This window comes from uncultured Pluralibacter sp., from assembly GCF_913775985.1.
GTDB lineage: Bacteria > Pseudomonadota > Gammaproteobacteria > Enterobacterales > Enterobacteriaceae > Pluralibacter.
Map to the genome: position 1 here is coordinate 1 of NZ_CAJYMB010000029.1, position 11,585 is coordinate 11,585.

The following is an 11,585-nucleotide window of genomic DNA, read 5'->3' on the forward strand; positions in this document are numbered from 1 at the left end:
TGCAGGCTATTTCCGGCGTGCATCAGCGCGCCGTAGCGATTTTTAAGCCCTTCCCGGTACAGCGTTTTTAGCCGACCGATATTTGAGGTGCCGTACTGCGCCAGCTCAATATCCTGACCCGGTGCGATATAGCACGGCATGCTGAGCGGCCACATGCGCTCGTCACCTATATTGCGGGCGGCAAAGCGGTGAACGTCGCGCAGCAGCGTGAGCATGTGATCGATATCGCCGTCGACCGGAGTAATAAACTCCAGCAGCGCTTCGGCAAAATCGGTAGTTATCCATTTGTGGGTCAGTGCTGAACCGAGCGCAGCGGGGTGCCCGGTTGTTGCCAGTGAGCCATCCGCGTTTACGCGCAGCGTTTCGCGCTCGAGACCGCGCTGGATCCCCTTTAATGCCTGAGGATGTTTTTCCAGCCAGGTCAGCGCCTGTGATACGTCCGGGATCAAATTGACCTCCCGCCTGTCGAAATTATTTTATTAAGCATAATTGCCATCGTTGACGAGTAAGAGTCTGCCCCAGCAGGCGTTATTTTCGCAGTCATTTTAGCCACGGGCAGCGCGGATAAACCGACGCGCCAATGAAAAGCTCGCGCCGCCCCGCAGGGCGTTCAAAATCCACTGGATCCTGGTCGGGCGCAGCCCGGGGCTAAACCGGCAGGGAAATCGCCTGATGCAGCAGGCTCCTGGGTCACAATCAGTCCAATTATTGCCACCACGTCATACCCTGCAGCGTTACGACTGTAATAAGCATATAGCGTAACGCCTTGCCAAGGCATAAAAAAAAGAGCACGGGTCCCCAGGCGACGCGCATCCAGCCGGCCAGCACACACAGCAGGTCGCCGATGACCGGCAGCCAGCTGAGCAGTAGCGCGGCGGCGCCGTAGCGGCTTAGCCAGCCCGCGGCCCTGTCCCGCCAGCGGGAAGTGCTTCGCATGGGAAACAGGCGCCCAAGAATAACGTTAGTTACCCCTCCAGCGCTATTACCGATTGTTGCGGTTAACGCCAGCAGCCACGGCTTGCTGACGCCGCCGAGCAGCATGCCGGTTAATACCAGTTCGGAATTGCCCGGCAGCAGCGTGGCGCTGAGAAAGCTGCTGGCCAATAAAGAGGCCAGCGGCAGCGCATCGGTCACAGCAGGCGCACGTCTACGGCATCCATGCCGGCCCGGCGGGCGGCCTCAAGGCCAAAGTCGGCGTCTTCGAATACCACACATTTTTCCGGCGCAACGCCCATCCGCTCGGCGCAGAGCAGGAAGGTATCCGGCGCCGGTTTATGATTCTGCACGTCGTCGGCGGCAACTACCGCACTGAAATACTGGCGCAGGCCAAGGTGGTTAAGCAGCGCTTCGGCAATCGCGCTTTCGCTGCCGGTACCGACAGACATCGGGCGGCGGCCGTGCCACGCTTTAACAACGTCAATCAGCGGCAGCGGGCGGACAGTGTCCAGCAGCATGGCTTTTACCGCCTGCGTTTTTTCCAGCGCCAGCTGATGCGGATCGAGCGTCGCCCGGTTGAGTTCAATGATTGCCTGCGCAATGCGCCAGGTGGGTGAGCCGTTCAGGCCAACAATGGCCTGCTCGTCAAAATGCATATCGTAACGACCGAGCACATCCCGCCAGGCCTGGCGGTGTGTGGGTTCGGTATCAAGGATGGTGCCATCCATGTCGAAAATCAGCCCTGCATAACGATCGTACATTAGGTCTCCGCCAGCAATATATAAGGAAGTTACTTTAGCTCAAACCGGGGAACTTGTCGCTGCCGCCAAAAACAGCAAAGGCACCTGACGGTGCCTTTGCTGGCGCAGAATGGGTTATTTTATCTGCATGTCGTTCTCAACGATGCGAACGCCGTTGATGTTGCGGGTGATCTCAATAGCCCGGTTAGCAATCTTCTGGGAAGAGACAAAGCCGCTCAGCTGAACGCGCCCCTTGAACGTGACCACTTTAATTTCAGAGGATTTCACGTCTTTATCGGCCAGCAGCTGGGATTTTACTTTGGTGGTAATGACTGAATCATCAATGTAACCGCCGGTGCTCTCCTTGGTGGAAGAACCCGCGCAGCCCGCCAGGGAGACTGCAACAATGGCGGCGGCGCCAAATGTACAAGCCGATTTAAACCATTTCATGGATTTCTCTCCTTGCTATCTAAAAATAGAGTCTGACTGCTATAAATTAGACGTAAATCAGAAAGATGCAAGCGTAAATGTGCAAACAGAAGCGGATTGAAGATGGGCAGAATTAGCCATCAAAACAAGTGGTAGTACAGGGGATTATTGACTGAAGGGGGATGGTGTTCTCAGGGAAGAGGGTGCTTGCGATAGACCCGCAAACCATGAAACAACAGTTTAGCTGTTATCTCGGAGAAGATGGTGCATCCGGGAGGATTACTCGGCTGCGCCTCGCCCTGCGGGCCGTTGCTGAAGCAACGTTATCCTCCCTGGTGCTTGCGATAATGCCGCAGACCATGAAACAACAGCTTAGCTGTTATCTCGGAGAAGATGGTGCATCCGGGAGGATTCGAACCTCCGACCGCTCGGTTCGTAGCCGAGTACTCTATCCAGCTGAGCTACGGATGCATTGGAAAAACTGATGTACTGCTGATACCGCGTGACGCGTAGATGGTGCATCCGGGAGGATTACTCGGCTGCGCCTCGCCCTGCGGGCCGTTGCTGAAGCAACGTTATCCTCCCTGGTGCTTGCGATAATCTCGCAGACCATGAAACAACAGTTTAGCTGTTATCTCGGAGAAGATGGTGCATCCGGGAGGATTCGAACCTCCGACCGCTCGGTTCGTAGCCGAGTACTCTATCCAGCTGAGCTACGGATGCATCGGGAAACTGATGTACTGCTGATATCACTGCAATGCATAAGACGACTTTCTGTCTTATGGGCCGCTGCTTAAGCAGCGTTCTCTTCCCTGGCGCTGAACCTGAGGTTTCAGACCACTCAACAACTTTGCCACCGTTATTGAAAGAAGAAGATGGTGCATCCGGGAGGATTACTCGGCTACGCCTCGCCCTTCGGGCCGTTGCTAAAGCAACGTTTTCCTCCCTGGCGCTTGCGATAAACTCGCATGCCATGAAACAACAGCCTGGCTGTCATCTCGTATAATATGGTGCATCCGGGAGGATTCGAACCTCCGACCGCTCGGTTCGTAGCCGAGTACTCTATCCAGCTGAGCTACGGATGCAAATGGCGGTGAGGCGGGGATTCGAACCCCGGATGCAGCTTTTGACCGCATACTCCCTTAGCAGGGGAGCGCCTTCAGCCTCTCGGCCACCTCACCATACGCCTCTTGCGAGTGCTTCGAAGAACTTGTTTAAGCTCATCGTCGCTGCGTGGCGCACATATTACTTTCTGGGACTTATAAGTCAATGGCTTTTTCCAACACTTTTATTTGATTGCACACTTCACGCGCAATCAGGCGTCAAAAACGGCAAAAAGAGTGAATTATCAACAAAGAATCATTGGTTATAGGCGGTTTAAGCCATTTTTAGAATGAGAGTCAGGGAGACAAAAAAGGAAGAAAAGCAGAGAAAAACGCGGGCGGGAAAGGTGTATGCGTCTCACCTTGCGGTGAGACGCATAAAAATCAGTAACTGGACTGCTGGGATTTTTCAGCCTGAATACGCTGGTAGATCTCTTCACGATGGACAGAGACTTCTTTAGGGGCGTTGACGCCAATGCGTACCTGGTTACCTTTTACCCCTAAAACTGTCACGGTGACCTCATCTCCAATCATGAGGGTTTCACCAACTCGACGAGTCAGAATCAGCATTCTTTGCTCCTTGAAAGATTAAAAGAGTCGGGTCTCTTGTATCCCGGCATTATCCATCATATAACGCCAAAACGTAAGCAATGACAAACACGTATCGTGTTTGCCGTCACGGCATTACCTTCTGGTAAACGTAAGTTTAGCCGATATACACAGTTTCAACCTGACTTTATCGTTATCGGTCTGGCTATGACAAGGCGCTCCGGCGAGAAGATCCGGGCGCCTGCCGTTTTTGTGTTCTTACAGTTTTGCGCTGACCCAGCCTTTAACGCTGGCCAGTGCGGCCGGGAGAGCCGCTGCATCCGTACCGCCGGCTTGCGCCATATCAGGACGACCGCCCCCTTTACCGCCCACCTGCTGGGCGACCATACCAATCAGTTCCCCTGCTTTAACCCGGTCAGTCACATCCTTAGAGACGCCAGAAATCAGAGAAACCTTACCGTCTGCTACCGTAGCCAGAACAATAACGGTCGAGCCGAGCTGATTTTTCAGATCGTCAACCATGGTACGCAACATCTTCGGCTCAACGCCGGCAAGCTCGCTCACCAGCAGTTTAACGCCATTGATCTCTTCTGCTTTACCGGAAAGGTTTGCACTCTCCTGCGCCGCCGCCTGCTCTTTCAGCTGCTGCAGCTCTTTTTCCAGCTGGCGAGTCCGCTCCAGCACCGAGCGCACTTTCTCGCTCAGGTTGTGGCTGTCGCCTTTCAGCAGCTGCGCTACGTCGTTAAGACGATCGCTGTCTGCGTGCAGGCTGGCAATCGCGCCTTCACCGGTTACCGCTTCAATACGGCGAATGCCGGCGGCGGTACCCGATTCTGAAACAATGCGGAACAGGCCGATGTCGCCGGTGCGCGAGGCGTGAGTACCGCCGCACAGTTCGGTTGAGAAATCGCCCATGCTCAGCACGCGAACGCGGTCATCATATTTCTCGCCAAACAGCGCCATAGCGCCTTTTGCCTTCGCCGCTTCAAGCTCCATGATGTTGGTTTCAATCGGCAGGTTGCGGCGAATCTGGCTGTTTACCATATCTTCGACCGCGCGGATCTCTTCCGGTTTCATCGCTTCGTTATGGGAGAAGTCAAAGCGCAGCGCTTTGTCGTTAACCAGCGAGCCTTTCTGCGCAACGTGGGTGCCGAGAATCTGGCGCAGCGCTTCGTGCATCAGGTGCGTTGCGGAGTGATTCAGGCGGATGCGCGCGCGGCGCGCGGCGTCCACGTCGGCCTGCACCGCATCGCCGACTTTCAGGGCGCCGGCGTTCAGTTTACCGATGTGGCCAATGGCCTGGCCGTACTTCTGCGTGTCGCTCACGGTGAAGCTGGCGTTGGCGCCTTTCAGCTCGCCTTTATCACCCACCTGGCCGCCGGACTCACCGTAGAACGGCGTCTCGTCGAGAACGACAACGGCGTCCTGGCCGGCAGCAATGCTGTCAACGCTCTTGCCGTCAACAAACAGCGCGGTGACTTTGCCGTTCAGCTCAAGATGGTCATAGCCTTTAAATTCAGAGGTGCCGTCAACGCGGATCATCGCGTTGTAGTCGGCACCGAAGCCGCTGGCATCGCGCGCGCGGCGGCGCTGCTCTTCCATCGCGGCTTCAAAGCCGGCTTCGTCAACTTTAATATTGCGCTCGCGGCACACGTCGGCAGTTAAATCTACCGGGAAGCCGTAAGTGTCGTACAGGCGGAAAGCGGTTTCGCCGTCCAGGGTATCCCCTTTCAGCTTCGCCAGCTCCTCGTCCAGCAGGGCCAGCCCACGCTCAAGGGTGCGGGCAAACTGCTCTTCTTCGGTTTTCAGCACCTGCTCAACCTGCGCCTGCTGGCGCTTGAGGTCTTCACCGGCGGCACCCATCACGTCAATCAGCGGCGCAACCAGCTTCCAGAAGAAAGTCTCTTTTGCACCCAGCATGTTGCCGTGGCGAATAGCGCGGCGGATGATGCGGCGCAGCACGTAGCCGCGGTTTTCGTTGGACGGGATCACGCCGTCCGCCACCAGAAACGCACAGGAGCGAATGTGGTCCGCGATAACCCGCAGGGATTTATTGCTGAGATCGGTTGCACCGGTCTCTTTCGCAACGGCTTTGATCAGGTTGCGGAACAGGTCAATCTCATAGTTGGAGTTGACGTGCTGCAGTACCGCGGTGATGCGCTCCAGGCCCATCCCGGTGTCGACAGACGGCTTCGGCAGCGGCTCCATCGTGCCGTCGGCCTGGCGGTTGAACTGCATAAAGACGATGTTCCAGATCTCAATGTAGCGGTCGCCATCTTCTTCCGGGGATCCCGGAGGGCCGCCCCAGATGTGGTCGCCGTGGTCGAAAAAGATTTCGGTGCACGGGCCGCACGGGCCGGTATCGCCCATCTGCCAGAAGTTATCTGACGCGTAAGGCGCGCCTTTGTTATCGCCGATGCGGATAATGCGCTCGCGCGGGACGCCAACGTCGTTAGCCCAGATATCAAAGGCTTCATCGTCGGTTTCGTAGACGGTCACCCACAGTTTTTCTTTCGGCAGGTTGAACCAGTTTTCACCGGTCAGCAGTTCCCACGCGTAGTTGATGGCGTCGTGTTTGAAGTAGTCGCCGAAGCTGAAGTTGCCCAGCATTTCGAAGAAGGTGTGGTGACGTGCGGTGTAACCGACGTTTTCCAGATCGTTGTGCTTACCCCCCGCGCGCACGCAGCGCTGGGCGGTGGTCGCGCGGGAATAATTACGCTTGTCGAGACCAAGGAATACGTCCTTGAACTGGTTCATCCCGGCGTTGGTAAACAACAGAGTCGGATCGTTGTTCGGCACCAGGGAGCTGCTGGCAACAACCTGGTGTCCTTTACTGTGGAAAAAATCGAGAAACGCCTGACGGATCTCAGCGGTGCTCTTGCTCATAATTATCCTGAAATCAAGCTAATGATGGTCGCAGTCAGCCGGTGAACAGTTTCTGTCCAACTGACTGACTGACGGAAAAAGTGGGAATAAGATAAGTTTTCTTTGGAGGGAAGTAAAATCCCGTATAGGGTCATTCGTCAATATTTCGCCAGATATTCTGAATATCCTCCATCAGATAGCCGCGATTGAGCAAAAATCGCTGAACTTTCACTTTCTCCGCAAAAGTTACCGGCAGCGGCTCGCCAAACTTGCGCTGCGCCTGCTCGCGGGCCTGCTGCTGCCAGTCGGTTTCGCAGTCGTACAGCGCGCTGTCTATCTCCGTTCGCGCGAGCCCTTTCTGGTTCAGCTCCTGGCGAATGCGCGCCGGGCCGTAGCCCTTGCGGCCACGGCTGGCGATAAACTGGCGGGCAAAGCGCGCGTCGTCGAGATAGCGGCACTCGTAGCACCACGCAATAACCTTTTCGACATCCTCAGGCGGCGCATCCGCCGGCTCAGGGCCGTTTTTGGTCATCACCGGCTGCCCCAGCTTGCGCCGCAGCTCGTGCTCGCTGTGATCCCGCATTGCCAGAATGCGGATAGCCCGGTCGAGCAGCCGCGCGTAGGCGGAGCGCCGGGGTTCGTTTTCAGACATAGATCTTTACCCGAATTAAAAAAACAAAAAGGGCCGCATCCGCAGCCCTCATTAACGTTAACATCAGTAGTAATCAGAAGTCTTCGTTAGTTTCTTCAACGTCGTTTTTGCCCGCCGCAGGAACCGGCTTGTCATCCTGATTGCTCAGCAGCAGCTCGCGAACTTTCTTCTCGATCTCTTTCGCCGCCGCCGGGTTCTCTTTCAGCCAGGAGATGGCGTTTGCCTTGCCCTGACCAATTTTGTCGCCGTTGTAGCTGTACCAGGCGCCCGCTTTTTCGATCAGCTTCTCTTTCACGCCGAGATCGACCAGCTCGCCGAGGAAGTTGATACCTTCGCCGTAGAGGATCTGGAACTCGGCCTGCTTAAACGGCGCGGCGATTTTGTTTTTCACCACTTTAACGCGGGTTTCGCTGCCGACAACGTTATCGCCCTCTTTCACCGCACCGATGCGGCGAATGTCCAGGCGCACGGAGGCGTAGAACTTCAGCGCGTTACCGCCGGTGGTGGTTTCCGGGTTACCGAACATCACGCCGATTTTCATACGGATCTGGTTGATGAAGATCAGCAGCGTGTTGGACTGCTTCAGGTTACCCGCCAGCTTACGCATCGCCTGGCTCATCATACGCGCCGCGAGGCCCATGTGAGAGTCACCGATTTCGCCTTCGATTTCCGCTTTCGGCGTCAGAGCCGCCACGGAGTCAACAACCAGCACGTCTACCGCGCCGGAGCGCGCCAGGGCGTCGCAGATTTCCAGCGCCTGCTCGCCGGTATCCGGCTGGGAGCAGAGCAGGTTGTCGATATCAACGCCCAGCTTGCGGGCATAGACCGGGTCCAGCGCATGCTCGGCGTCGATAAACGCGCAGGTTTTGCCTTCGCGCTGCGCGGCAGCGATAACCTGCAGCGTCAGGGTGGTTTTACCGGAGGATTCCGGACCGTAGATCTCTACGATACGGCCCATCGGCAGGCCGCCTGCGCCCAGCGCAATATCCAGAGAAAGCGAGCCGGTGGAGATCGTTTCGACATCCATAGTACGGTCTTCACCCAGGCGCATGATGGAGCCTTTACCGAACTGTTTTTCGATCTGGCCCAGTGCTGCCGCCAACGCTTTCTGTTTGTTTTCGTCGATAGCCATTCTTACTCCTGTCATGCCGGGTGTTAATACAGAGGAATTCTGTTTCGTTGCGCTAATTATACTGTATGGTCATACAGTATCAAGCATTTTGTCGAAATTGTTGCCACAGCATTCGCAGGGCAAAAATCGTCGCCTGGCGACGCACCGATTCCCGGTCGCCGTCGAAGCGTTCAACGTGGGTAATGCCCTGCCCGCTGGCGCAGGCAAGCCCGAACCACACGGTGCCGACGGGCTTCTCCGCGCTGCCGCCGTCCGGCCCGGCGATGCCGCTTACCGACAGCGCGTAGGTGGCTTTTGCTGCGCGCAGCGCCCCGACGGCCATCTCTGCAACCACTTGCTCGCTCACCGCGCCGTGGGCCTCAAGCGTCGCTTCACTCACGCCGATCATCTGGGCTTTTGCTTCATTGCTGTAGGTTACAAAACCGCGCTCGAACCACGCCGAACTGCCGGCAATATCGGTGAGGGTTTTGGCTATCCAGCCGCCGGTGCAGGATTCGGCCGTGGTGACCGTGGCGCGGCGCGCTTTCAGCGCCAGCCCCACCTGCTCGCTAAGCTGCATCAGTTCTGAATCTGTCATGGTATCCCGCCTTGCCGGATGAAAAGAGGTGACAAAGATAGCACTTCCGGCAGAGATATGGGGACGAGGTGGGAAATTTACGAGGGCGGTTCAGAAAAGGTTTCGCCCCGCCTGCGCGGGGCGAGAAAACGCTACTTCATGCTGTCGGCCAGCACATCCACGTTGTGGCGCATCATTTTCACATAGCTGTCCGCCACGCCGCCCGGCGCAGAGAGCGCTTCCGGGTAAAGCTCACCACCTGGCTGAGCGCCGGTGGCGGCAGCAATCTGTTTCACCAGACGTGGGTCGAGCTGGTTTTCCATAAACCAGGTGTGCACGTGCTCGGTTCTGATCTGCTTAATCAGCGCCGCCACGTGGGCCGCGCTGGCTTCGCTTTCAGAAGAGAGCCCCTGCGGTGAAAGGAAGGTGACGCCGTACGCCCGGCTGAAGTAGCCGAATGCGTCGTGGCTGGTCAGCACTTTACGCTTCGCCTTTGGAATGGCGGCAAAGCGCTGTTTCGCCCAGCTATCAATCTTGTCCAGCTCGGCGATGTAGGCCTGCGCGCTGGCGTCCATCGCGGCTTTGTCTTCCGGGTCGGCTTTCTCAAACCCGCGAAGAATGTTCTTCGCGTACAGCGCCCCGTTGGCGGCGCTGTTCCACGCGTGAGGATCGGTCACCTCTTTGCCGTCGTCTTCAAATTTGTGGGTCTTCACGCCATCAGAGGCGACAATCAGCTCGCCCTTAAATCCGGATGCCTTAATCAACCTGTCCAGCCAGCCCTCCAGTCCGAGACCGTTAACCACTACCACATCGGCCTTGCTGAGCAGCGCGCTGTCTTTCGGCGACGGCTCAAAGGTGTGCGGGTCGCCGTCCGGCGGCACCAGCGAATCAACGTGGACGTGCTCACCGCCCACCTGTTTTGCGATATCGCCCAGTACGGAAAAGCTGCTGACGACGTTAAGCGTTTTTGCCATTGCGCCCTGAGACGCCATGCCTGCTGCCAGCGCGAGCGCCAGCATAACTCCGGTACGTTTCATCATTATTGTTCCCCTATCCCCTCAATTTTCGCCAGCCGGCGGTAAACCGGCTGTGCGTGCCAAAAAAGACCGAAATGAAAAACACGCCGCTGGCGGTAAGAACAATCGCCGGCCCTGCGGGCAGATTCGCCGCCCAGGAGAGGCTGAGCCCCATCCACGCGCAGAAAACGCCGCTTGCCCCGGCCAGCAGCAGAATACGCGGCAGGGTGTTGGCCCAGCAGCGCGCCGCCACCGCCGGGAGCATCATGACGCCCACCGCCATCAGCGTGCCGAGCACCTGAAAACCCGCCACCAGGTTAAGTACCAGCAGCGCCAGAAACAGCCCGTGCAGCAGCGACGGCAGCCGGGGCGCGTTCACCTGCAGCCAGTCGCTGTCGAAAGCCTCGCTGACCAGTCCGCGATAAAACAGCGCCACGCAGAGCAGCGTCAGGCTGGCAACGCCTGCCACAAACAGGGCCGAATCGCGATCCACCGCCAGAATCGAGCCAAACAGCAGGTGCAGCAGATCCACGTTAGAGCCGCGCAGCGACACCAAAGTGACGCCGAGAGCCAGCGAGCCAAGATAGAAGCCGGCAAAGCTGGCATCCTCCTTAAGCGGCGTGCGGCGACTGACCCAGCCCGCCACCAGCGCAACGATGATGCCGGCAATGAAGCCGCCGACGGTCATCGCCAGCAGCGACATGCCGCTAAGTAGATAACCCACCGCTACGCCGGGCAAAATCGCGTGGGAGAGCGCGTCGCCCATCAGGCTCATACGCCGCAGCAGCAGAAAGACGCCGAGCACGGTGGTGCTGAGCGATAGCGCAATGCACACCACCAGCGCCCGGCGCATAAAGCCAAATTCGATAAACGGCTGAAAAAAAGTGTGCCAGATCATGCCTGCCCCGCCGCGGTAAAGTCCGGCAGCACATCCCGGGTGTCGCCCCAGCGCAAATGCCCTTTCCCGAGAAACAGAGTTTGCGGGAAGTGGCGCGTCACGCGCTGGTTGTCGTGCAGTACCGCCAGCACGGTTTGCCCCTGCTGATGCATGTCGAGGATAAAGCCCATCAGCGCCCGACTGGTGGCTTCGTCGATGCCGGTAAAGGGTTCGTCAAGCATCACCAGCGGCGCGGCCTGCACCATCACCCGGGCAAACAGCATCCGCTGAAACTGCCCGCCGGAGAGCGCCTCAATCGGCGTTTTCGCCATCGCCAGCAGCCCGACCCGCTCGAGGATCTCGTCAATTCGCCGCCGCTCGCCGGACAGCAGGCCCCGCAGCAGCGACACCCGCGGCCACGCGCCCTGGCTGACCACGTCGCGCACCACCAGCGGAAACTGCGACTCCAGCATGTGCCGCTGCGCCAGCCAGCCGATAACCGGCCGCTTCTGCGGCCAGCGAATACGCCCGCTGACCGGCGGCAGAAATCCGGCCAGGGTTTTCAACAGCGTGGATTTCCCGCAGCCGTTGAGTCCGACAATAGCGGTCATACTTCCTGCCGCCAGCGTGCCGCTCAGGGGCGGCGTAATGGCGGTACCTTCGTAGCCCGCCACCAGGTTATCCAGTTCGATCATGGGAGTGATATCGCCCAGCCCACCGCCAGCCACAG

General features: G+C 57.8%; 11 protein-coding genes, 4 tRNA genes and 1 pseudogene. All 16 read right to left on the reverse strand.

Annotated features, from left to right (window positions below; translation table 11 throughout):
* Nucleotides 1-449: pseudogene (locus QZ766_RS03700) on the reverse strand (glutamate--cysteine ligase); the annotation flags it as partial.
* 256 nt (nt 450-705) lie between these two features.
* Nucleotides 706-1,134 carry a YqaA family protein gene (locus QZ766_RS03705; protein ID WP_297197421.1) on the reverse strand — a complete coding sequence of 143 codons (429 nt, stop codon included), beginning with the start codon at nt 1,132-1,134 and terminating at the stop codon, nt 706-708.
* A complete protein-coding gene (gene yqaB, locus QZ766_RS03710; protein ID WP_297197424.1) occupies nt 1,131-1,697 on the reverse strand; it encodes a fructose-1-phosphate/6-phosphogluconate phosphatase in 567 nt (188 codons plus the stop codon). The genes QZ766_RS03705 and yqaB overlap by 4 nt, the downstream gene beginning before the upstream one ends.
* A 114-nt stretch (nt 1,698-1,811) precedes the next feature.
* Nucleotides 1,812-2,126, reverse strand: coding sequence for a BON domain-containing protein (locus QZ766_RS03715; protein ID WP_297197427.1), 315 nt, complete (start codon nt 2,124-2,126; stop codon nt 1,812-1,814).
* Nucleotides 2,127-2,499: 373 nt separating this feature from the next.
* Nucleotides 2,500-2,576: transfer RNA gene (locus tag QZ766_RS03720), tRNA-Arg, on the reverse strand.
* A gap of 175 nt (nt 2,577-2,751) precedes the next feature.
* Nucleotides 2,752-2,828 (reverse strand) — tRNA-Arg (locus QZ766_RS03725).
* Between the two features lie 285 nt (nt 2,829-3,113).
* Nucleotides 3,114-3,190: transfer RNA gene (locus QZ766_RS03730), tRNA-Arg, on the reverse strand.
* Nucleotides 3,191-3,193: 3 nt separating this feature from the next.
* Nucleotides 3,194-3,286: transfer RNA gene (locus tag QZ766_RS03735), tRNA-Ser, on the reverse strand.
* A 306-nt stretch (nt 3,287-3,592) separates the two neighbouring features.
* Nucleotides 3,593-3,778: a carbon storage regulator CsrA gene (csrA, locus tag QZ766_RS03740; RefSeq protein ID WP_000906486.1), complete on the reverse strand. Its 186-nt coding sequence runs from the start codon at nt 3,776-3,778 to the stop codon at nt 3,593-3,595.
* Between the two features lie 237 nt (nt 3,779-4,015).
* A complete protein-coding gene (gene alaS / locus QZ766_RS03745; protein ID WP_297197441.1) occupies nt 4,016-6,643 on the reverse strand; it encodes an alanine--tRNA ligase in 2,628 nt (875 codons plus the stop codon).
* 130 nt (nt 6,644-6,773) lie between these two features.
* Entirely contained in the window at nt 6,774-7,274 is a 501-nt protein-coding gene (gene recX, locus QZ766_RS03750; protein WP_297197444.1) for a recombination regulator RecX, read from the reverse strand.
* A gap of 73 nt (nt 7,275-7,347) precedes the next feature.
* Nucleotides 7,348-8,406, reverse strand: a complete 1,059-nt coding sequence (gene recA / locus QZ766_RS03755) for a recombinase RecA (protein WP_297197447.1) — start codon at nt 8,404-8,406, stop codon at nt 7,348-7,350.
* A 79-nt stretch (nt 8,407-8,485) separates the two neighbouring features.
* Complete coding sequence (gene pncC / locus QZ766_RS03760; protein ID WP_297197450.1) at nt 8,486-8,983, reverse strand: nicotinamide-nucleotide amidase; 498 nt, start codon at nt 8,981-8,983, stop codon at nt 8,486-8,488.
* A 131-nt stretch (nt 8,984-9,114) separates the two neighbouring features.
* Nucleotides 9,115-9,999 (reverse strand): metal ABC transporter substrate-binding protein, encoded by an 885-nt coding sequence (locus QZ766_RS03765; protein WP_297197542.1) that lies wholly within the window; start codon nt 9,997-9,999, stop codon nt 9,115-9,117.
* A 13-nt stretch (nt 10,000-10,012) separates the two neighbouring features.
* Nucleotides 10,013-10,876, reverse strand: coding sequence for a metal ABC transporter permease (locus QZ766_RS03770; RefSeq protein WP_297197454.1), 864 nt, complete (start codon nt 10,874-10,876; stop codon nt 10,013-10,015).
* Complete coding sequence (locus QZ766_RS03775; RefSeq protein ID WP_297197457.1) at nt 10,873-11,550, reverse strand: ATP-binding cassette domain-containing protein; 678 nt, start codon at nt 11,548-11,550, stop codon at nt 10,873-10,875. The genes QZ766_RS03770 and QZ766_RS03775 overlap by 4 nt, the downstream gene beginning before the upstream one ends.
* Between the last annotated feature and the right edge of the window lie 35 nt (nt 11,551-11,585).